This window comes from Streptomyces xantholiticus, assembly GCF_014651015.1.
GTDB classification, from domain to species: Bacteria; Actinomycetota; Actinomycetes; order Streptomycetales; family Streptomycetaceae; genus Streptomyces; species Streptomyces xantholiticus.
In genome coordinates, this window is record NZ_BMWB01000001.1 from 622,057 (window position 1) to 642,261 (window position 20,205).

At 69.0% G+C, this 20,205-nt stretch carries 20 protein-coding genes and 1 pseudogene; 6 read left to right on the plus strand and 15 right to left on the minus strand.

What is annotated here, in order from left to right; translation table 11 throughout:
- Positions 1–12 precede the first annotated feature (12 nt).
- Genes IE198_RS02900 through IE198_RS02920 form a run of 5 tightly spaced genes read right to left on the minus strand, consistent with a single transcriptional unit; the run spans position 13 to position 3,506 of the window.
- Positions 13–459, minus strand: coding sequence for a DUF6278 family protein (locus IE198_RS02900; RefSeq protein ID WP_189882232.1), 447 nt, complete (start codon positions 457–459; stop codon positions 13–15).
- A 58-nt stretch (positions 460–517) separates the two neighbouring features.
- Entirely contained in the window at positions 518–1,297 is a 780-nt protein-coding gene (locus tag IE198_RS02905) for an exodeoxyribonuclease III (protein ID WP_189882234.1), read from the minus strand.
- A 44-nt stretch (positions 1,298–1,341) separates the two neighbouring features.
- Positions 1,342–1,974 carry an MBL fold metallo-hydrolase gene (locus tag IE198_RS02910; RefSeq protein WP_189882236.1) on the minus strand — a complete coding sequence of 211 codons (633 nt, stop codon included), beginning with the start codon at positions 1,972–1,974 and terminating at the stop codon, positions 1,342–1,344.
- Positions 1,975–1,986: 12 nt separating this feature from the next.
- On the minus strand, positions 1,987–3,264 hold the full coding sequence (gene pcaDC / locus IE198_RS02915; protein ID WP_189882238.1) for a bifunctional 3-oxoadipate enol-lactonase/4-carboxymuconolactone decarboxylase PcaDC: 1,278 nt from the start codon (positions 3,262–3,264) through the stop codon (positions 1,987–1,989).
- Between the two features lie 32 nt (positions 3,265–3,296).
- Entirely contained in the window at positions 3,297–3,506 is a 210-nt protein-coding gene (locus tag IE198_RS02920; protein WP_189882240.1) for a hypothetical protein, read from the minus strand.
- 240 nt (positions 3,507–3,746) lie between these two features.
- Here IE198_RS02920 and IE198_RS02925 point away from each other — a divergent pair, with 240 nt between their 5' ends.
- The gene (locus IE198_RS02925) at positions 3,747–4,406 is read left to right on the plus strand and encodes an RNA polymerase sigma factor (RefSeq protein WP_189882242.1); all 660 of its coding nucleotides are present in this window, start codon (positions 3,747–3,749) and stop codon (positions 4,404–4,406) included.
- Positions 4,407–5,087: 681 nt separating this feature from the next.
- Positions 5,088–5,429 carry a hypothetical protein gene (locus IE198_RS02930; RefSeq protein WP_189882244.1) on the plus strand — a complete coding sequence of 114 codons (342 nt, stop codon included), beginning with the start codon at positions 5,088–5,090 and terminating at the stop codon, positions 5,427–5,429.
- 356 nt (positions 5,430–5,785) lie between these two features.
- Here IE198_RS02930 and IE198_RS02935 read toward each other — a convergent pair whose 3' ends face one another.
- From IE198_RS02935 to IE198_RS02965, 7 genes are all read right to left on the minus strand, one after another.
- Positions 5,786–6,358, minus strand: coding sequence for a hypothetical protein (locus IE198_RS02935; protein WP_189882246.1), 573 nt, complete (start codon positions 6,356–6,358; stop codon positions 5,786–5,788).
- On the minus strand, positions 6,355–7,521 hold the full coding sequence (locus tag IE198_RS02940) for an ROK family glucokinase (protein WP_189882248.1): 1,167 nt from the start codon (positions 7,519–7,521) through the stop codon (positions 6,355–6,357). The genes IE198_RS02935 and IE198_RS02940 overlap by 4 nt, the downstream gene beginning before the upstream one ends.
- Before the next feature lie 125 nt (positions 7,522–7,646).
- Positions 7,647–8,474 carry an ATP-binding cassette domain-containing protein gene (locus IE198_RS02945; protein ID WP_189882250.1) on the minus strand — a complete coding sequence of 276 codons (828 nt, stop codon included), beginning with the start codon at positions 8,472–8,474 and terminating at the stop codon, positions 7,647–7,649.
- Positions 8,475–9,536, minus strand: coding sequence for an ABC transporter permease (locus IE198_RS02950; protein ID WP_189882252.1), 1,062 nt, complete (start codon positions 9,534–9,536; stop codon positions 8,475–8,477).
- Positions 9,533–10,546 carry a sugar ABC transporter substrate-binding protein gene (locus tag IE198_RS02955; RefSeq protein WP_100110017.1) on the minus strand — a complete coding sequence of 338 codons (1,014 nt, stop codon included), beginning with the start codon at positions 10,544–10,546 and terminating at the stop codon, positions 9,533–9,535. The genes IE198_RS02950 and IE198_RS02955 overlap by 4 nt, the downstream gene beginning before the upstream one ends.
- Before the next feature lie 151 nt (positions 10,547–10,697).
- Entirely contained in the window at positions 10,698–11,696 is a 999-nt protein-coding gene (locus tag IE198_RS02960; protein ID WP_189882254.1) for a sugar ABC transporter substrate-binding protein, read from the minus strand.
- A 116-nt stretch (positions 11,697–11,812) separates the two neighbouring features.
- Complete coding sequence (locus tag IE198_RS02965; RefSeq protein WP_308426784.1) at positions 11,813–12,532, minus strand: GntR family transcriptional regulator; 720 nt, start codon at positions 12,530–12,532, stop codon at positions 11,813–11,815.
- A 156-nt stretch (positions 12,533–12,688) separates the two neighbouring features.
- Here IE198_RS02965 and IE198_RS02970 point away from each other — a divergent pair, with 156 nt between their 5' ends.
- A complete protein-coding gene (locus tag IE198_RS02970) occupies positions 12,689–13,693 on the plus strand; it encodes a Gfo/Idh/MocA family protein (protein WP_189882256.1) in 1,005 nt (334 codons plus the stop codon).
- Positions 13,694–13,836: 143 nt separating this feature from the next.
- Here IE198_RS02970 and IE198_RS02975 read toward each other — a convergent pair whose 3' ends face one another.
- Entirely contained in the window at positions 13,837–13,995 is a 159-nt protein-coding gene (locus IE198_RS02975; protein WP_189882258.1) for a hypothetical protein, read from the minus strand.
- Between the two features lie 116 nt (positions 13,996–14,111).
- Between IE198_RS02975 and IE198_RS02980 the strand changes: the two are divergent.
- Positions 14,112–15,546: pseudogene (locus tag IE198_RS02980) on the plus strand (IS1380 family transposase).
- A 638-nt stretch (positions 15,547–16,184) separates the two neighbouring features.
- Positions 16,185–16,766, plus strand: coding sequence for a hypothetical protein (locus IE198_RS02985; protein ID WP_189882259.1), 582 nt, complete (start codon positions 16,185–16,187; stop codon positions 16,764–16,766).
- Positions 16,767–17,563: 797 nt separating this feature from the next.
- Here IE198_RS02985 and IE198_RS02990 read toward each other — a convergent pair.
- Positions 17,564–18,490, minus strand: a complete 927-nt coding sequence (locus IE198_RS02990) for a DMT family transporter (RefSeq protein ID WP_189882261.1) — start codon at positions 18,488–18,490, stop codon at positions 17,564–17,566.
- Positions 18,491–18,589: 99 nt separating this feature from the next.
- Entirely contained in the window at positions 18,590–19,201 is a 612-nt protein-coding gene (locus IE198_RS02995) for a dihydrofolate reductase family protein (RefSeq protein WP_189882263.1), read from the minus strand.
- Positions 19,202–19,374: 173 nt separating this feature from the next.
- On the opposite strand from IE198_RS02995, the gene IE198_RS03000 reads away from it, so the two are divergent.
- The gene (locus IE198_RS03000; protein WP_189882265.1) at positions 19,375–20,106 is read left to right on the plus strand and encodes an SDR family oxidoreductase; all 732 of its coding nucleotides are present in this window, start codon (positions 19,375–19,377) and stop codon (positions 20,104–20,106) included.
- Positions 20,107–20,205: the final 99 nt, after the last annotated feature.

Consider the following 20,205-nt stretch of genomic DNA (forward strand, 5'->3'; position numbering starts at 1 on the left):
GGGCAGGACGGCTCAGGCTTCCGCCGCCTCGCCGTAGACCTGGGACAGCTCGGGCGCCCCGTTGAACGCCCACTCCACGCCCGCCTCCACCACACTGATCTCCCGCCCGGACGCGAGCCGTACCACCGGGTGGCCGCCCGGCCAGATGTGCCAGGCCGCGCCGGGAACCGTGCGCACGATCACGGTGCCGAGGTAGAGACCGGCGTCGTTGCCCAGCCACGGCAGCTCCTCCGGGTCGTCGCGCCACCGCGGCGGCAGCTGATCGAGCGCGGACAACGAGCCGGGGGAATCGTCGAGTTCCAGTCCCGCCTGTGCTGCTCTGGCACGCAGCAGTTCACACTCGGACAGCAGCTCGGTGATGGCCGCCGCGCGCTCCGGATCGTGCTCGGTGGCGGCCGCGTCACTCTTGTCCCGTTCACCGTGGCGCCCCAGCCAGTGGTCCAAGAAAGGGATGTTCATATCGCAAAGCCTCCCATCCCGTCACCCGGGCGCACCACAGGGCGCGCGCCGGCGAACCTCACGTGTCCAGGTCGACGACAACCGGGGCGTGGTCCGAGGCCCCCTTGCCCTTGCGCTCCTCGCGGTCGACATAGCTGTCCTTGACCGCCTTGGTGAAGGGCTCGTTGCCGTAGACCAGGTCGATGCGCATGCCGCGGTTCTTGGGGAAGCAGAGCTGGCGGTAGTCCCAGTACGTGAACGGGTGCTCGTACTTCAGAGGGCGGGGCACCACGTCGGCCAGACCCCGCTTGCGCAGCGCCTCCAGGGCGGCCCGCTCGGTGGGCGTCACATGGGTCATGCCTTCGAAGAAGGACGGGTCCCACACGTCGTCGTCACTCGGCGCGATGTTGAAGTCGCCGAGCACGGCGAACGGGCGCCCGGCCGCCGCGTCGTCGGTCACCGCGACGGACAGGGCCTCCAGCCAGCGCAGTTTGTAGTCGTAGTGGTCGTGCGCGACCTCGCGGCCGTTCGGCACGTAGACCGACCAGAGGCGGGCCGGGCCGCAGGTCGCGGAGATCGCCCTCGGCTCCTGCAGACCCCCGTAGTCGGGGCCGCCGGGCAGACCGCGGACGACGTCCTCGAGGCCCACCCTGGAGACCAGCGCCACCCCGTTCCACCGGCCGGTGGCGTGGACCGCGGACTCGTAACCCCGCTCGCGCAGCTCGGCGGCTGGGAACTGTTCCTCGGTGCACTTGGTCTCCTGGACGCACAGCACATCGGTGCCGCTGCTCTCCAGCCAGGCCAGCAGCCGGGGCAGCCGGGCGGTGATCGAGTTGACGTTCCACGTGGCGATACGCATGGCGCAAAGCCTAACGGCGGGGTCGGACACTCACCCCGGAGGGCTCACAGCTCCCGCTCCTCGCCGGGGGCGAGCCGACCGTGCTCAGCACCGCCCAGTCCACCGATCTGCCGGTCGTAGATCGGCCGGGCGAGGTCGGAGAGATAGGCGTCGTGAACGTCGATGGCGCGGCGCGGTCCCACCTCCCGCACATAGTCGATGACCTCGGAGATCTTGTTCCACGGGGCGTGCACCGGCACCATCAGCGTGTCCACCGGGTGGTCGGGCACGGTGAGCGCGTCGCCCGGGTGGAACACGGAGCCGTCGACCAGATATCCGACGTTGGTGATCCGCGGGATGTCCGGGTGGATCACCGCGTGCAGCTCGCCGTGCACCTGGATCTCGAAACCGGCCGCCGTGAACGCGTCACCGTGGCCCACCGTGTTGACGCGCCCGGGGAAGGCTGCCGAGAGCTGGTCGGCGACGCTTCGCAGGCTCCACAGCGCGGCCCCGGGGTTCGCCTCGAGCGCCGCGCGCAGCCTGCCCTCGTCGAAGTGGTCGGGGTGCTCGTGGGTCACGAGCAGGACGTCGGCCCCGAGGGCGGCGTCCTGCTCGCTGAAGCCGCCGGGGTCGATGACCAGGCGCCGCCCGTCCTTCTCCAGCTGGACACAGGAATGGGTCCTCTTGGTGAGCCTCATGCCCCCATCCTGCTACGCCCGCGGTGTCGTCTCCTCCCGGATCACGCCCTGCGCCACCTTGAACGCCGCATTGGCCGCGGGGACGCCGCAGTACACGGCCGTGTGGATCAGGACCTCCCTGATCTCCGCCGGGGTCAGTCCGTTGCGCAGTGCCGCGCGGGTGTGGAAGGCCAGCTCCTCCAGGTGCCCGCCCGCGACCAGCGCGGTCAGCGTCACACAGCTGCGGGTGCGTCTGTCCAGCCCCTCGCGGGTCCACACCTCGCCCCAGGCGTACCGGGTGATCAGCTCCTGGAAGTCGCCGGTGAAGTCGTCGCCGTCGGCCATGACCGCGTCGACGTGCGCGTCGCCGAGCACCTCGCGCCGCACCTTCATCCCGGCCTGGTACGGATCGGGCCTGCCGGCCCCGGTGGCCTGCGGCTGCTCGGGCGCGGCCGGGGCGATCTCGGCGACCGGCGCCACGGGAGCCGACGTGGCGGGCGCGGCCGGGGCCGGGAAGGCCGCGAGGGTGTCGTGCCAGGCGGTGGCGAAGTGGTGGGCGAGCAGATCTGTGACGGCGGCGGGCTGCTCGACCGGGGCGAGGTGGGAGGCGCCGGGGACGAGCGCGAGCCGGGCGTCCGGTATCCCGGCGACCAGGGTGCGGGCCTCCGCAGGTCCGGTCACCTGGTCCTCGGAACCGACCACGACCAGTGTGGGGGCGCCGATACGGCCCAGTTCGGCACGGGCGTCGAAGGCCGCGAGTGCCTCGCAGGCGGCGATGTAGCAGCCCGGGTCCGTGGTGCGGACCATCTGGACGGCCCACTCGACGATCGCCGGCTGGGCCGCGGCGAAGGCCGCGGTGAACCAGCGCTCCGGCGCGCTGCGGGCCATCGGGTCGAGGCCGTTGGTGCGTACGACGACTCCGCGCTGACGGAACTCGTCGGCCGTGCCGAACCGGGGTGACGCGGCGACCAGTGCCAGCGTGGCCACGCGCTGCGGATGGCGCAGCGCCAGCTCCATGCCGACCGCGCCGCCGATCGAGCAGCCCGCGTAGCCGAAGCGCTGCACGCCGAGCTGGTCCAGGGTGGCGAGCAGCCGCTCCGCGAGCTCGCCGACGGACGCGGCGGGGTGCGCGGGCGCGCCGCCATGTCCGGGCAGGTCGAACCGGATCACCCGCCACCGCTCCGAGAGCTCGGGGATCTGCCGGTCCCACATGTGCCATGTGGTACCCAGTGAGGGACCCAGGATCAGGACAGGTGCGTCTTCTGGCCCGTCAGAGCGGTATTGCAGGGTGTTCGGTGGTGTCTCACTCACGCCCCAGACCCTCTCACGTATCACGGACGCCCCTATGACGGGGGGTCGCTGGATACCGTCCTGACCAGGTTGAAGACCTCTCGGGCGGCATATCGCTCGAGGCATCGGATGCTCTCACGTGGGGTCTTGCCCTCCTGGGTGCGGCATTCGTAGTACGCCCGGGTGCGAGGGTCGAAGCGCAGCCGGGTGAAGACCTCGCGCGTCTCGCGATCATCTGCGTTGGCGATGAGCGGGCAGGGCATGACGGACCTGCGTACGACTCAGGGAGCCCGGCCCACAACCGGCGGCGACAGATCGTGCCCATCCGCAACCCGAACGCTCGGCCCCTCAGCACCTTCCTGACCTGCCATCACCCGCCGGTCAGAAAGAATCTTGAAAAGTCGGATGCAATCCCCGAGATCGACGCCTCCTTATGGGGGACAGCGCAGAGAGGCGAGCCCACCAGGTCCTCGGGACCGGCTCGCGTGCGATCGAGGAGCGCGATGGCTCAGCAGGATGGCAAGCCAGGCAAAATCCCGGGGTTGCTCAAGTACTTCCGACCAGATCTGTTCGGCCCCCGCCATGGAGTTCTCCAGGTAATCGGCGGCAACGGAGAGGAGCAACTCTCGCCAGAGGCCGCCGAGCAGTGGCACGAGGCGCTCGCCATCGGCGACCGCTGGTTCTACATGACCCGGAAGCGGCTCACGAAGGAGCACGCCGAGGACATCTGGCAGATCGTGCTTCTTGCGGTGTGGCGGTCTCTGAGGGAGCACGGACCAGTGGACTGCATGAGCGCGTACATGGGCGTGGTCTACAACCGCGAGGTCGCAAGGTACATCGGGCGGATGAAGGAACACACGCTGACCGTCCTGGGTCAGGACGTCCACCTTGAGGCGGAGAACGACGCGCACGTGCCGCACAACCTGGCGGACCTGCACGAGCGCGCCCGTCGCCTCGCCAAGGAGCTTGAAGGGCTGGTGACTCCGGCGCAGGCGGAGGCGGTGATCCTCATCGACGCGTACGGCCTCGACTCCAAGTTCGTCGCCGAGCTGACGGACACGACTCACACTGTGGTGCGCAACCGTGCCAGCAGGGCGCGCCGGGAGATGAGGAAGCCCGGCGTCAAGAAGCAGGTGCACACGCGGCTGGGCGTCACCGACTGAAGCCTGGAATGCCTTCTACGGTCCGCGTCCGTACGACTGCCGCCGCGTACGGACGCGGCCCCGAGTGGGCCGTCCGACATCAGGCCCAGAGATGCGCAGAGAGCAACTGCGCAAACCCGAATGAAGGAAGTTGGTCGCAGATGAACAACGAGTCTGGGGGGGCTATGCACAACGTGGGGCGGTGGGTGATCGTACTTCTGGCCGCGCTCTGGGGGGCGGTGTACCGGTTGTACGACCGAACACTGATCGCCGTGATGTCCTGGCTGCCGATTCGAGCAGACCAGGACGTTCCGGGGAGGCGTGCCAACAGCAGGAACGACGCGACCCGGTCCGTACGCAACGGGGCACGGACGCTGGACCCACGGGAAGCATGAGCAGAATTCGGATGCCTCAGCATCTCGGCCGGGCGTAGCGGCCGAACAACTGAATGCAGCCACATCGCACCCATTGCTTGTCGACGCCGCGGGGGTTGCAACTGAGGTGACAGATGCGTCAATGCTTTGATGTTTCGGGGGAACGTCAAGGTTGTGACTGGGGTCACCGACAGAGCCGGACGCCTTTGATGCAAATGAGGCGTCCGGCTCCTCCTTTTGAGGGACAGGACAACACCGCACTGTCGCAGCGAAGTTCGAGTGAGGCCCGGCTTCGCCGCATCCCGGCAGTGCTCCTTGAAGGAGTCCCATGAACACCCTGCCTGAGCCGTACGCGAACCGCCGGGTCGAGGTCGCCGAGGTCGACGCCCTCCTCATCAAGGCGAAGCACGAACTCGACCTGCGCGAAGCGCAGATGCGGGTCGCCCGTCGCGAGGTTCGCCGACTGCGCCGCGTTTGCCGGGCCACGATGTGCCGCCGCATCGTGCGCAACACGCAGGTGCCATTCCGCGTCGGATGTGCCGTGCTCGGCGGCCTGGCCTTCTTCGCGAGCGTCGTGCTGTTCGCCCACGACCACCAGCAGGCGGCAGACATGCTCAGCGCCGCCGGGGCGTTCTGGGCGCTCGCCGTGATGCTGCGGCCATCCAAGTAGTCCGGCCCGAAACACGTCTGGCCTCGACCAGTTCCACGGTCGAGGCCAGACGTATGTCCGCAACTCAGTGGCGGGCGGGGCCGCTCACTCCTCGGGGTGACTCTGGCGCCGGTCCAGGCCCCGCCGAACTCGGTCGTGAAGTCACGCGGGCATCGGTCGCACCGGAAGGTCTCCAGCTCGTTCGTCGGAACCGCCGACACTGGTCGACGGGGGTTCGTCACCTCTCACACACGTCTTCGGGGCGTCTGGGTGTCACTCACCCGCCCCACGGCAATGAGTGGAATGACAGGATCCGGCCATGGGGTGGACCGTTGGGCCCTTTGTCCCAGGTCGGGTTCCCGCGGGTCCCGCCGCTTCTACGGGTTCGCGGTCGAGACGACGTATACCCAGGGGCGTTCCGGTTCGGTCAGATCGACCGTGATGTCCTGGCTCGGCCGGGGGTCCTTCTGAGTGTGGACGGTGCCGGCCCAGGCGTGGCCCTGGAGACCGAAGTTCCAGCCGACCACTCCGGCGTCACGCTCGCTGATGGTGACGGTGCCGTCCTCGAGTGCGTCGCGGCTCGTCCCGACGCCCTTCAGGAAGGTGTCGAGTCCCTCGGAAGAGGTACGGAACTGCACGTACAGCCGGCTGGTCTTCCAGTTGCTGGTCTCGAAGTAGGCGACCCGGGTGGAACCCTCGGGGATCGGGACCTCGAAGATGCGGCGCTTCATCAGGGAGGGCGAGAAGTCGCGCAGGCCCTCGGCGGCTGACTCCGCCTCCTTGTCACGGCCGCTGGCGCGGCTCTGCTCGGCGGAGATCGCCAGATAGCCGGCCGGGATGCCGATGAGCAGGACGATGACGACCGCCGTGATCCAACGGCGCAGGATCATGTGGCGCCGTTCCTCGGGGGGCGGTGTCGGCGTGGGTCGGCGGGTGGTCAGCGTTGTCATGACGGGGGTTCCTGGGTGAGGCGGACGGAACTCGGACTGCGCAGGGCCTGCGCGTAGCGCTCGTAGCGCTCATGGCGTTCCACACGGCGGCGGTTGGCCCGGCGGAAGCGGCGGGCCACCAGCCGTGCGAGGTCGGCCGCGCCGACCATACCTGCTTCGGGACCGAGCTCGGCCTTGGCGATCCGCGCCTCCGGGCGGTAGCCGCGGCCGGTCAGATGGCGGCGGAACGCATCCCTGGCGGGGCCGATCAGCAGGTCGTCGGCGGCGCTGACGCCGCCGCCGATGACGAAGCAGGACGGGTCGAGGGCAGCGGCGAGATTGGCGATGCCGACACCGAGCCACTGGCCGATGTCCTGGAACAGCTCGACGCACATCGCGTCGCCCTCCCGGGCCAGCTCGGTGATCAGCGGCCCGGTGATGTCGCGGACGTTGCCGCCGACCCGGTCGATGATGTTGTACGCGACCGGGGAGTCGGCGGCGGCGAGTTCGCGCGCCTCGCGGACCAGGGCGTTGCCCGAGCTGTACTGCTCCCAGCAGCCGCGGTTGCCGCACGCACAGCGGTGGCCGCCCGGCACCACCTGCATATGGCCGAACTCGCCGGCGACACCGAACTTGCCGCGCTTGACCTGGCCGTCCTCGAGGATCGCGCCACCGATGCCGGTGCCCAGCGTGATCATCACGATGTGGTCCTCGCCGCGTCCGGCCCCGAAGCGCCACTCCGCCCATGCTGCGGTGTTGGCGTCGTTGTCGACCAGGACGGGCACGGCGAGGCGGGCTGAGAGCGCGTCGCGCAGCGGCTCGTTGCGCCAGGCGAGATGCGGCGCGAAGAGGACCTTGGAGCGGTCCGCGTCGACCCAGCCGGCCGCGCCGATGCCCACGGCGTGCACGTCGTGGCGGTCGGAGAGATCGAGGACCAGCTCGCAGATGGTGTCCTCGACGACCTTCGGGCTCTTGGACTTGTCCGGGGTCTCGGTGCGGACCTTCTCCAGGATGACGCCGTCGGCGTCCACGACACCCGCCATCACCTTGGTGCCGCCGATGTCGATGCCGACCGTGGGGACGCGCGGCGCGGTGAGGTGCGAGCGCCGCTCGCGCGTGCCGACCGTCTTGAGGACGGTGGCGCGTGCGGTGCCTCGGTTGGTGAAGTCGCGGTACGTGCTCAAGTCGTCCCTGCGGGTCGTGGTGGCCGGTCCGGGTCCCGGGGCGGGGTGGGGGTCCATGAGGTCCGGGCGGGTGGGGGTCCGCCCCTCGATGCTAGTCCGCGGGCGTGCCCGCCCCGAACCGTGCTCTAGTCGGCGGGCCGCTCCTTGCCGGCCGGGTGGCCGCCGAGGTGCGTCGGTGCCTGGGCGCGCTCCAGTTCGTGGCGCAGGTCCTCGAGTTCGCTGCCACCCGCCATCTGCCGTGTGAGCTCGTCGAGGGTGACGGTCTGCCTAGTGTGGCTCGCCGACATGACGCCGCGCTTCAGCAGCACAAAACGGTCGCCGACCAGATAGGCGTGGTGCGGGTTGTGCGTGATGAGCACCACGCCTAGACCCGCGTCCCTGGCCGCGGCCACATATTTCAGCACTACGCCGGACTGCTTCACGCCCAGCGCGGCGGTCGGCTCGTCCAGCACCAGTACCTTGGCGCCGAAGTAGACGGCGCGGGCGATCGCCACGCACTGCCGCTCGCCGCCGGACAGCGTCCCGATGGGCTGGTCGACGTCGCGCAGGTCGATGCCCATCCTCAGCAGCTCGGATCGGGTGGTCCTGCGCATCGTCTCGACGTCGAGGCGCTTGAAGGGCCCGGCTCCCTTGGTCGGCTCGGAGCCGAGGAAGAAGTTCCGCCACACCGGCATCAGGGGGACGACGGCGAGGTCCTGGTAGACGGTGGCGATGCCGCGGTCCAGCGCTTCGCGCGGACTGGCGAGCGAGGTCTCCTCGCCCTCGATGCGGAACGTGCCCGCATCGTGCCGGTGCAGCCCTGCGACGATCTTGATCAGGGTCGACTTGCCGGCACCGTTGTCGCCGAGGACACACGTGATCTCACCGGCGCGGCACTCGAGCGAGACGCCTTCGAGGGCCCGGATGTTGCCGTAGTACTTGCTGACGCCGTCGAGCTCGACAAGGGCACTCATTTAGGTGGTCGCCTCCGCACGCTTGCGTACCCATGCGTTGAGCAGGGTGGCCAGGAGGAGCATCGCTCCGAGGAAGAACTTGAACCAGTCCGGGTTCCACTCCGCGTAGACGATGCCCTTGCTGGTCATGCCGAAGATCAGCGCGCCGACCGCGGAGCCGATCGCCGAGCCGTAACCACCGGTGATCAGACAGCCGCCGATGACCGCCGCGATGATGTACGTCAACTCATTGCCGACGCCCTCGCCGGACTGCACCACGTCGAACGAGAAGAGCAGGTGCTGTCCCGAGATCCAGGCGGCGAAGGCGACGCCCATGTACAGCAGGATCTTGGTCCGCTTGACGGGGACGCCCACCGCGCGGGCCGCGTCCGCACCGCCGCCCACCGCGAAGATCCAGTTTCCGAAGCGGGTCCGCAGCAGGATCCAGGTGGCGAATGCGATCAGTACCAGCCACCACACGATGGTCGCCTTGACGGTCGTGTCACCGATGGTGAACTCCCCGAAGACGATCGATGCCGAGGCGAAGCCCTCCATGTCGCCGATGGACTTGGTGGAGACCGTGCCGCTGATCAGCTTGGTCAGGCCGAGGTTCAGGCCCGTCAGCATCAGGAACGTGCCGAGCGTGATGATGAAGCTGGGCAGCTTCGTACGAGTGAGCATGAGGCCGTTGAAGGCGCCGAGCCCGAGCGTGACCAGCAGCGAGACGAGCGCGCCGACCCACACGTTGGCCGTCATCTGGTAGCTGAACATCGAGGAGATCAGCGCGGAGCTGGTGACCATCACACCGGCGGAGAGGTCGAACTCGCCGCCGATCATCAGCAGGGCGACGGGCACGGCCATGATGCCGAGCGTCGAGGCCGCGTACAGGACGGTGGCGAGGCTGGACGCCTGGAGGAAGGCGTCCGCGACGATCGAGAAGAAGACGAAGACGGCAACGGCGCCGACGACCGAGCCGAGCTCCGGCCGGCCCATCAGCCTGCGCAGCGGAGAGGTCCGGAGCAGCCGTTCGTCCACCTTCTCCGGAGTCCTGCCGGGTGTCGCTGGTGGTGCGGCCTGGCTCATCGGGTCCCCCGCTCCGTGTATTCCTGAAGCTCTGCGGCGTCCTTGTCCGTGATGATCTGCGGTCCGGTCAGGACCGGCCGCCCTCCGCCGAGCACGTCGGCGTTGTACCGGTACAGCCACAGCAGGTCCACGGCCTGGTAGCCCTGGAGATAGGGCTGCTGGTCGACGGCGAAGCCCAGCGTGCCCTGCCGCAGCGCCTCGGCGACCTTCGCGTTGAGGTCGAAGGTGTCGATCTCGGCCTTGGCCCCCGCGCTCTCCTTGGCCTGCACGGCCGCGTCGGCGAAGGGCGCGCCGAGGGTGACGACCGAGTCGATGGACCGGTCGGCCTGCAGCTTGGCCTCGATGGAAGCCTGGACGTCGGGCATGTTGGTGCCGTCGACGTACAGGTTCTGCATCTCGCCGCCGAAGGTCTTCCTGGCTCCGGCACAGCGCTGCTCGTGGCCGACGTTGCCCTGCTCGTGCAGGACGCACAGGGCCTTCTTCCTGCCGCGCGCGTCGAGCTCGTCGCCGACGGCCTCGCCGGCGATCGTCTCGTCCTGGCCGATGTGGGTGAGGGCGCCGTAGGCCTTGGACTGCTCCGAGCCGGAGTTCACCGTGATCACCGGGATGCCGGCCTTGCGGGCCTTGGCGACGACGGACTTCATCGCGTCGGGCTTGGCGAGGGTGACGATCAGGCCGTCGACCTTCTTGGAGATGTAGGAGTCGACGAGCTGTGCCTGCTGCTGTCCCTCGTCGCTGTGGGCGTAGAGGAAGTTGATGTTGTCCTTGGCGGCGGCCTGCTTCGCGCCGTTCTGGACGATGTCCCAGAACGTGTCGCCGTCGCCCGAGTGCGTGACCATGGCGAAGGTCCAGCGGGGTGTGTTCACCGCGGCCTTCCCGGCCGCGGCCTGTGCCTTGCGGGCGTCCTCCGCGCGCTTGCCGCCGGTGCTGCTGCATCCCACGAGGGAGGCTCCGAGTACCGCCGCCAGCACCGCGCCCAGCGCGCGTACCCCTGTCCTTGCCCTTGCCACGACGTGGTGCCCTTCTTGCCGTCCTCGCTGTGCTGCCTGCCGCGGCCGGTCCCGGGAGGGACCCGACCGGCCGCCCAAGTATCGGTCATCGCTGGTGGCGGGGTCGGCGTCGGGGGCGGGCAGGCGGTCGCGGGACCCGTTTCCGGCGCGTTCACCGCGTGCCGTCGGCCGTGAGCTTCTCGAGGGCGGGGACGTCCTTCTCGGTGACCAGGGCCGGGCCGGTGAGTATCGGCTTGCCGCCGCCGATGACGTTTCCGTTGACCTTGTTGAGCCACAGTTCGTCGATGGCGAGGTATCCCTGGAGGTAGGGCTGCTGGTCGACCGCGAAGGTGATCTCCTTGGCCTTCAGCCGCTTCACCACCTCGGCGTTGAGATCGAACGTGCTGATCTCCGCGGCGGAGCCGGCGCCCTGCTTGGCCTTCACCGACGCGGCGGCGAACGGCGCGCCCAGAGTGACGACCGCGTCGATGTCCTTGGTGCCCTGCAGTTTCGCCTCGATGGAGGAGGTGGTGGCGGGCATGTTGGTGCCCTCTACATTGAGGTTCTCCACCGTGCCCTCGAAGGTCTTCTTCACACCTGCGCAGCGCGCCTCGAGGGAGACGTTTCCCTGTTCGTGGATGACGCAGAGGGCCTTCTTCTTCCCCTGCTCGTTGAGCTCCTCGCCGACGGCCTCACCGGCCACCGACTCGTCCTGGCCGATGTGGCTGAGCGCGCCCAGCCCCTTGGAGAACTCGGCTCCCGAGTTGATGGTGACGACGGGGATACCGGCCGCGACCGCCTTCTTCACCACGTCGCCGACCGCTTCCGGCTTGGCGAGGGTGACGATGATCCCGTCCACCTTCTGGTCGATGTACGTCTGGACCAGCTGCGCCTGTTCCTTGCCCTCCGGGTTCGCCGCGTACAGGAAGTCGACGTTGTCCTTGCGGGCGGCCACCTTGGCGCCGGACTGGACGATGTCCCAGAAGGTGTCGCCCTGACCCGAGTGCGTCACCATGGCGATCTTCATCCGGGGTGTCTTCGCGGCTTCGCCGCCGGAGCCGTCCCCGGCCGGCTTCTGGTCGGCCCCCTTGCCCCCGGAGCTGCTGCATCCGGCGACGACGGCCAGGGCACATGCGGCGAGCAGGACTGCTGCCGTGCGGGTGGTACGCATGGTGGGTCCGCCTTCTCTCCCGGCCGCCCGGTTGCGGCTGGGTGAGTTTCTACGGTGGCCCCGCGACCCCGTCAAGACTTTGTCCGAACATTCTTACGCGGAAGCGCTCCCGCGCCCTACGGACGGACCAGAAGCTGGAACTCGAAGGCGTAGCGCGAGGCCCGGTACACGTGCGAGCCGAACTCGACCGCCCGGCCGGTGTCGTCGAAGGTGGCGCGTTCCATCGTCAGCAGCGGCGCGCCGGCCGGCTCGCCGAGCAGTTCGCCCTCCTCGGCCGTCGCGGCGCGGGCGCCGACCGACTGCCGGGCGCTGTGCAGGGTGATGCCGGAGGCGCGCATCATCCGGTAGAGGCCGGTGGACTCGAGCCGCTCGGTGTCGCAGTCCAGCAGGCCGGCCGGCAGATGGTTGCGCAGGTGGGCCATCGGCTCGCCGTGGGCGTAGCGCAGCCGCTCGATCAGCTGGACGTCGCTGCCCTCCGGTACGCCGAGTGCGGCGGCGACCTCGGCGCTCGCGGGCTCGACGACGTTGTTCAGTACGACGGTGGCGGGCCGCTGGCCGGCCGCTTCCAGGTCGTCGTAGAGGCTGCTGAGCTCCAGCGGGCGCCTGACCTGGCTGTGCACGACCTGGGTTCCCACGCCCCGGCGGCGCACCAGCAGCCCTTTGTCGACCAGGGACTGGATCGCCTGGCGGACGGTCGGCCGGGACAGACCGAGGCGGCCCGCGAGTGCTATCTCGTTGCCGAGCAGGCTGCCCGGGGTGAGGGTCCCCCTCTCGATGGCCGATTCCAGCTGCTGCGAAAGCTGGAAATAGAGCGGGACCGGGCTGGTGCGGTCCACGCTCAGCTGGAGCGACAGGGACGGGTCCGTCTCGTGTCTGGGCTGCTTGGGCACGTGAGGGAGCGTAGTCGCGCGCAATGTTGACGGGAAGTCGTGAGGTTCGATTGTCAGGACAAAGTCTTGACAGCGTGGTGGCTCCACCTCCACCTTTGGGCCATGCGCATCGGACTCATCGGAACCGGACGTATCGGCAGCTTTCACGCGAGCGTGCTCAGCCGCCATCGCGAGGTGGGTTCACTGGTCGTCGCGGACACCGACGCGGCCCGGGCCGTCGCGGTGGCGGACCGCTGCGGGGCCACCGCCGCCCCCAGTGCCCACGAGGTCTTCACCTGGGGCGTGGACGCGGTGGTGATCGCCTCGACGACCGCCGCGCACGCCGAACTGATCGCCCGCGCCGCACGCGCCGGGCTGCCGGCGTTCTGCGAGAAGCCGATCGCCCTGGACCTGCCGGGCACGACGGCCGCGCTGCGCGAGGTCGAGCAGGCGGGCACCGCACTCCAACTGGGCTTCATGCGTCGGTTCGACGCCGGGTACGCGGCGGCCCGTGAGCTGGTGCGCTCCGGCCGGCTCGGCCGGCTGCACACGGTGCGGACCATCACCTCCGACCCGGCGCCGCCGCCCCCCGCGTATCTGCCGTTGTCAGGCGGTCTCTACCGGGACTGCATGGTCCATGACTTCGACATCCTGCGGTGGGTGACCGGCCGTGAGATCACCGAGGTGTACGCGACCGGCTCGGACGCCGGCCACGCCATGTTCCGCGAGGCGGGTGACGTGGACACGGCGGCGGCGCTGCTCACCCTCGACGACGGGACGCTGGCCACGGCGACGGCCACCCGCTGCAACGGCGCGGGCTACGACGTGCGGATGGAGCTGGCCGGCGAGCTCGACCAGGTCGCCGTCGGCCTCGACGACCGTACGCCCATCAGCTCGACCGAGCCGCACGGCCTGCCGCCCGTCGACAAGCCGTGGCCGGGCTTCCTCGAGCGTTTCGCCCCGGCGTACGAGGCGGAGCTGGACGCGTTCGTCCGCCTGGTGCTGGGCGAGGCGGACAACGCGTGCGACGGCCGCGAGGCGCTGACGGCGCTGCGGGTTGCGGAGGCGTGCGAACTCTCCCGCAGGGAGCGGCGGCCGGTCCGCATGGAGGAGATCCCGGCTGACTGACCGGAGCGCCCGTCACCAGTGCACGGGCAGGCGCTCCGGCCCCCGGACGAGCATGCCGGTCCCCACGGCAGGGCCGCCGGGTGGGCGTCCAGGGCGAGGTCGGGGCAGCGTTCGGGTGGGACCGCTTCCGCTGAGCTGGGACGCTACGCGGCGTCCTCGCTCTGGGAGAGACGGGAAATCTCCGCGGCGTGCTCGCTGATGCGGTGGCTGACGCTGCCGCTGGTGTAGAGCGCGGTGCCGACGACCGCTACCGGGACCGACAGCCCAAGAACGCCGAGGAGTTCCGAGGCCGCCTGCCGCACCTACACAGCCGCCGGCGTACAGCTAGCCTCGCCGTTTCGCTTGGGTACGGCGGCTGGGGAGGCGAAAACGCGAAAGTGCCTTCCTGACCTGGGACGATGAACCTTGCTGAGGGGTTCTGTCGGTCCAGGCGGAGGGCACTTTCTACGTGCAGGCTATCGGGTTTCGTCCCAAGGTCCAGGTCAGTGCCGATGGTTCGGGGGTGGTCGGTCATGCTGGGGCACGGTTGCTTACGGATCTCGCTGACGCCACCGGGCTGACTGCCGCGTACTCCGCCGCGCTCGGGCCGGCTTCGGCCGCGCGGGACCGGACATGATCCGGGCCGGATCGCCACCGACCTGGCGGTGATGCTCGCCGACGGTGGCGAGGCCATTGCGGATCTGGCCGTACTGCGGGACCAGGCAGGGGAGTTCGGTTCGGTCGCGTCGACACCGACGGCCTGGCGGCTGCTCGCCGATACCGATGAGAGAGCACTGGCTTCTCTGCGCTCGGCCCGTGCCCAGGCACGGGAAGTCGCCTGGCTGCAGGCCGCCGAGCACCGGGAGGGCATTCCCGCAGTCCGGGCCGCGGGACGCGTGCTGCCCGGGCTGATCCTGGACCTCGACGCCACGCTGGTCACCTGCCACTCCGAGAAAGAGCAGGCCGCACCCACCTATAAAGGCGGTTTCGGCTTCCACCCGCTGCTGTGCTTCCTGGCCAACACCGGCGAGGCACTGTCCGGCCGACTGCGGCCCGGGAACGCCGGCGCCAACACCGCCGCCGATCACATGACAGTCCTCGATCAGGCACTCGCGCAGATCCACGACGCCCACCGGCACGGCACCGACATCCTCGTCCGCACCGACAGCGCCGGATCCGCGAAAGCCCTCCTCGCCCACGTCCGCGACGTGCGGAAACGAGGAATCCGTGCCTTCTTCTCGGTCGGATACGCCATCACCGAGCCGATCCGCCGCGCAATCCGGGCCATGCCCGACCGCCTCTGGCATCCCGCCCTGGACCAGGACGGGACTCTGCGTGATGGCGCCGAGGTCGCCGAGCTGACCGGCATGGTCGATCTGGAGGGCTATCCGACCGGAACCCGCATCATCGTGCGCCGCGAGCGGCCGCATCCCGGAGCCCAGCTGTCCCTGTTCGACCAGGACGAGGGCCTGCGCCATCAGGTGTTCCTCACCGACACCCCCTACTCCGGTGGTGGTTCCGCCCAGTTCCTGGAGGTCCGTCACCGCGGACATGCCACCGTCGAGGACCACATCCGGTGCGGCAAGACCACAGGCTTCGGCCGCTTCCCCTCCCGCAGCTTCGGCGTCAACGCCTCCTGGCTCGAACTCAGCCTCGCTGCCATCGACCTGCTGGCCTGGACCCGCGTTCTTCTCCTGGACGGTGAGCTGGCCACCGCCGAGCCGAAGAAGCTCCGCTTGCTGCTGCACGTCGCCGCCCGCCTCACCCGCGGCGGTCGGCGTCTGCGCCTGCGGATATCGGCGACCTGGCCCTGGAGACACGAACTGGCCACGGCCTTCCACCGCCTCGCCGCACTGCCCCGTCCAGCCGGCTGACCAGCAAACCCCTGACCGCGCACGACCCGAAAGACCTTGGAGAACCCGACCACCGCGCCGGGACTCTGCCATGCCCAAGCAGCGAAATCGCCTCGCCCACCTGACAGCTGACGATCAGCGACGTCTCATCACCCCCAACCGAAACAGCGAGGCTAGTCCTCGTCGACGAAATCCACCGCCTGAACCCGCGCAGCGCTCAACGAGCATCCTCGACGTGAAACCTCAAACCGCGAGCGAGCGGCGCGCAAGGCCGTCGCCGCTACGGCTCTGTCCCTGCGCTCACACCCACGACGGCGGGCCCGGCGATGCGTGCAGGACGTGCACGACGGCATTCGCGTTTGAGCCAAATATTCGAGAGATAAATGGCTTGATGGTCCAGGCGAGCAAGAGGAATTAAACTGAATTTGAGATTCCGCTGTGATCAAAAACACATAGTGATGAACAGCGTTGCTGAGCTGGAGCGGAGCTGCGCAAGATTTACGGGTAAGAGAGTTCAGGCCTTCCCCCGACTATCGGGAATGGGGGAAGTTTGCGCTCGACGTACCGTCATCTCAGGAGGGAACGTGAAGCACGGGCATTTTTTGCCTCGACGGCGGAAAATCGCTGCCGCTCTGGCCACAGCGGGGGCTGCAGTGGCTATGACTGCAACAGCAGGCTCCGGGGTCTCTTACGCGAGTGAGGGAAATCTCGAGGGAATTCCGGAATCTTCTGTTTCTGCTGACGGAAAGTTCTTCGATCCAAGCCCCAACACCATCGTCAAGGTGACCACTGGATCCGTGGGCGCCGATGAAAGACCGAATCGGAGCGACTCGGTCTCGCCAGCACCCGCAGATGCGACTGCTTTCCGCTTCGTGAAGAACAAGCAGTATGTCGGCCAGTCGTGCGGTACCGACGTGATCCAGCAGACAAGCGGGCGCGGCAAGACGACGCTCGTCCTCACGGTCGACAAGAAGGTCGACGCGACCGTGAAGAAGGAGATCAGTATCGACCTGGGTCAAATCTCAGCCGGCATGGGCTGGGATGTCACGAAAAGCTACGGCGTGAGCAACCAGACGCGCTACGAGGTGCCGAGGGGGAGGTTCGGCACAGTACAGGCCTTCCCGCTCTACGATCAGTACGTAGGTGAAGTATGGGAAGGTGTAAGCGGGGCGTTTCCCACCGGAAAGCACGTATACGCGTACAAGCCCGTGGGCGTCTGCTTCAATCAGTGGCTAGAGTGACAGGTAACTGAAGCATCAATAAGAGCGAGGTGTGGCCCCTTGGGCTGGAAAAAGCGGATTCTGGTCGTAGGGGCCGCTCTCGTGCTCGTTCCTACCGGATGCACAAGCGAGCCATCCGGAACGCCCCCGGCGCAAAGCAGCGATCGCCTCGTTCCGCTGAGCAAGATGGACCCGATCAGTGTTGCCGATGACCCATTGGCAGAACATGACGACTCCCTCACAGGCGGGTCACCCAAGTTCCTTGCTGAGGTCAAGAGTGGTTCACAGCGAATCTTGATGTATGCAAACAAAACCTCATGCGGTTTCCTGACCATCCCGCATGCCGACCCACCCGCCATCGGCCTCCACCTGATCTCTCAATGGCCGAGCGAACGTGAGGGAAACTCGCACTATCCGGCAGGGCCATACAACAGTTCCTCAGGCTCTGATAGCTCCAAGGCGTGGGCATCGCTGGCATGCAGCAGGAATGCCATGGTAATTGAGTACACCGGCTCATTGGATACCGCTGCGGAGACCCGAGGCAGTGTTTCGATCACCCGTGCGCCCGACCGTCGCTCAGGTTCGCTGATAGTGGTGGGAGACCAAGAGGTGCGTAAAAGGATTACGGCCTGGGTGGATACCGAGAGCTCGTAGCACGACGGCCGTTACCCCGGCGGTGTCCTGCGGCGCCACAGAGGGAGAAGGCCGCCCCCAGCTGCGCGCCGGAGCGGAGAGCAGTACAAAGCCCCAGGCCTGCGTCCGCCTGGCGCGGACACGGAAGGCCAGGTCGTACCGGAGCGCTCGCATGGCCGTCGAACCTAACAGGCGCCCGTGTCGGCGGCCCGGCGGCCCCATGTCGTCCCCGTGAGCACCAGCGCCGCGCCCAGCAGACCGACCGCACCCAGGTGTTCGCCGCCGATGGCGATACCGGCTGCTGCGGCCCACAGCGGCTCGGTGCCGAGCAGCAGGCTGACCCGGGACGGCGACGTGCGCCGTACCGCCCACATCTGCACGAAGAACGCGAACAGGGTGCAGAACACGGACAGGAACACCAGTCCCGCCCACTCACGCGGCCCGAAGCCGACCGCCACGGCCCAGGGCGACGCACCGCTGCCGGGCAGGGCGGCCAACACGGCGAACACCGCGACGGCCGCGCCGAGTTGGACGGTCGTCAGGGACAGGGAGTCCGCGCCCTGCACCGCCTTGATCCGCGCCATCGCCAGCACATGGACGGTACGGACCACGGCGGCCAGCAGCATCAGCAGGTCACCGGTGGACGGAGTCGTGAAGCCCCCGCCCTGGGTCAGCAGCACCGCTCCCGCGACCGAGACGGCGGCCGCGGCGAGGAAGGACGCGGGCGGCCGCCGCCGGAGGACCGCCGCCTCCGCGAGCGGGGTGAGGATCATGGTGAGGCTGATGATGAGCCCGGCGTTGGTGGCGGAGGTGTGGACGACACCGTAGGTCTCGAGGAGGAAGACGGCGCTCAGTATCAGCCCGAGCAGCCCCGCGCCCCGCCACTGAGCGGCGGTCAGCGCCCGCAGCCTGCGCCGGCCCGCGACGGCGAGCACCGGCAGGACGAGCGCGAACCGCAGGACGAGGACCGCGACGACGGTGTGGGTGGTGGTGATGCCCTTCGCCGCGAGATAGCTGGCACCCCACACGACGGCGACGAGCAGCACCGGGAGATCGGTGAGCCAGGCGCGGCGCGGGGCGAACGCGGGTGCGGGTACGGCGATGGACGACACCGGGTCTCCTGCGGGTACGGAAGGGTGGAGACTTCGGCGGCTCACACGCGGGAGCGATCACCGTACCGGCGGCGGACGCGTGGGTGCTACACGTTTCCCTCAGATGTAGCTGCCGTACGACGGCCGGCCCGCGAGCTCGTACGTGTGGATCGCCGCGCCGGTGCTCGTGGTCCGGGCCTCGACGTGCTTGAAGGCGGTGGGTGTCGCGCCCTCCGCGAACAGGCGCAGGCCCTTGCCGAGGACGACGGGGAAGACGACCAGGTGCAGCGTGTCGATCAGGTCGTGCTCCATCAGGGAGCGCGCCAGGCCTCCGCTGCCGTGCATCTGGAGCTCCCCGTCGGTGCGCTCCTTGAGCGCGGTGACCTCCTTGACGAGGTCGCCGCCGATGATCGTCGTACCGGCCCAGTCGGCCGACTCGAGGGTGGTCGAGGCGACGTACTTGGGCAGGGCGTTGAGCTTGGACGCGACGGGGTCGGCCGGGTCGGTCTGCTTCGGCCAGTAGGAGGCGAAGATCTCGTAGGTGCGGCGGCCGAGGAGGAAGGCGCCGGACCGCTGGAAGACCTCGTCGATGAACTGCCCGAAGTCGTCGTCCCCGTACGGCACGGACCAGCCGCCCTGATCGAAGCCGCCGCGGGTGTCCTCGTCGGGACCGCCGGGGGCCTGGTACACGCCGTCGAGGGTCAGGAACTGGGTGAGGCTGAGCTTCGCCATGGTGCTGCCTTTCGTCGTGCTTCATCAGGTTTCGATGAGTGTCACAGCTCTGACCGCGCATGACCCCTGAACTCATCGGCGTGCCGAGCGCGATGTCCGATCACCGCCGGCACGGGGGCGCCGGATCCGATGTGATTGAAGCCGCAACCACTTGGCGGATGACGGAGGCTTCGATGAACGGCAAGGTGGCCCTGGTGACCGGCGGCAGCCGCGGGATCGGCGCGGCGACCGCGCTGCGGCTCGCCCGCGGCGGGGCCGATGTGGCGATCACCTATGTGACCGGGAAGGAGGCCGCGGAGGACATCGTGCGGCAGATCGAGACGGCGGGCCGGCGCGCGGTGGCGCTGCGCGCCGACTCGGCGGACGCGACGGAGGCCGCCGAGTCGGTGGCCTCCGCCGCCGAGGCCCTCGGCGGGCTCGACATCCTCGTCAACAACGTGGGCGTGGGCGTGCTCGGACCGCTGGACGGCATCACGGTCGCCGACGTCGACCGGGTGCTGGGCGTGAACGTACGGGGGGTCTACCTCACGTCCCGCGCGGCCGCCGCCCGTATGGGCAGCGGCTCGCGCATCATCACGATCGGCACCTGCATGACCCAGCGCGTGCCCGGTCCGGGCGGCACCCTCTACGCGATGAGCAAGTCGGCGCTGATCGGCCTGACGAAGGCACTGGCACGGGAGTTGGGCGAGCGGAACATCACCGCGAACATCGTCCATCCCGGCCCGGTCGACACCGACATGAACCCGGCGGACGGCCCGTACGCAAAGCCGCAGAAGGCGGACACGGCGCTGGGCCGCTTCGCCACGCCGGACGAGATCGCGTCGATGGTCGCGTACCTGGCGGGCAGCGAGGCGGCGTACGTCACGGGCGCCGAGTTCTCCGTGGACGGCGGCCACGCGGCCTGAGCCGCGCACTGCCGACAGCCGCCGGGCACGCGCGTGGGGCGCACCGTCGCTGTGGGCCGGTGCGCCCCGCGCGGGGAGGGTGTCGCACCTCCCGTCCTG

Excerpts from the sequence above, each read along its gene's own strand:
- IE198_RS02970 (WP_189882256.1), top strand. The coding sequence starts at position 12,689 with ATGCGCATCGGACTCATCGGAACCGGACGTATCGGCAGCTTTCACGCG.
- IE198_RS03000 (WP_189882265.1), top strand. The coding sequence starts at position 19,375 with ATGAACGGCAAGGTGGCCCTGGTGACCGGCGGCAGCCGCGGGATCGGC.
- IE198_RS02920 (WP_189882240.1), bottom strand. The coding sequence starts at position 3,506 with ATGCCCTGCCCGCTCATCGCCAACGCAGATGATCGCGAGACGCGCGAG.
- IE198_RS02905 (WP_189882234.1), bottom strand. The coding sequence starts at position 1,297 with ATGCGTATCGCCACGTGGAACGTCAACTCGATCACCGCCCGGCTGCCC.
- IE198_RS02995 (WP_189882263.1), bottom strand. The coding sequence starts at position 19,201 with ATGGCGAAGCTCAGCCTCACCCAGTTCCTGACCCTCGACGGCGTGTAC.
- IE198_RS02910 (WP_189882236.1), bottom strand. The coding sequence starts at position 1,974 with ATGAGGCTCACCAAGAGGACCCATTCCTGTGTCCAGCTGGAGAAGGAC.
- IE198_RS02960 (WP_189882254.1), bottom strand. The coding sequence starts at position 11,696 with ATGCGTACCACCCGCACGGCAGCAGTCCTGCTCGCCGCATGTGCCCTG.
- IE198_RS02930 (WP_189882244.1), top strand. The coding sequence starts at position 5,088 with ATGAACACCCTGCCTGAGCCGTACGCGAACCGCCGGGTCGAGGTCGCC.
- IE198_RS02925 (WP_189882242.1), top strand. The coding sequence starts at position 3,747 with ATGGCTCAGCAGGATGGCAAGCCAGGCAAAATCCCGGGGTTGCTCAAG.
- IE198_RS02945 (WP_189882250.1), bottom strand. The coding sequence starts at position 8,474 with ATGAGTGCCCTTGTCGAGCTCGACGGCGTCAGCAAGTACTACGGCAAC.
- IE198_RS02985 (WP_189882259.1), top strand. The coding sequence starts at position 16,185 with ATGACTGCAACAGCAGGCTCCGGGGTCTCTTACGCGAGTGAGGGAAAT.
- IE198_RS02900 (WP_189882232.1), bottom strand. The coding sequence starts at position 459 with ATGAACATCCCTTTCTTGGACCACTGGCTGGGGCGCCACGGTGAACGG.
- IE198_RS02935 (WP_189882246.1), bottom strand. The coding sequence starts at position 6,358 with ATGACAACGCTGACCACCCGCCGACCCACGCCGACACCGCCCCCCGAG.
- IE198_RS02950 (WP_189882252.1), bottom strand. The coding sequence starts at position 9,536 with ATGAGCCAGGCCGCACCACCAGCGACACCCGGCAGGACTCCGGAGAAG.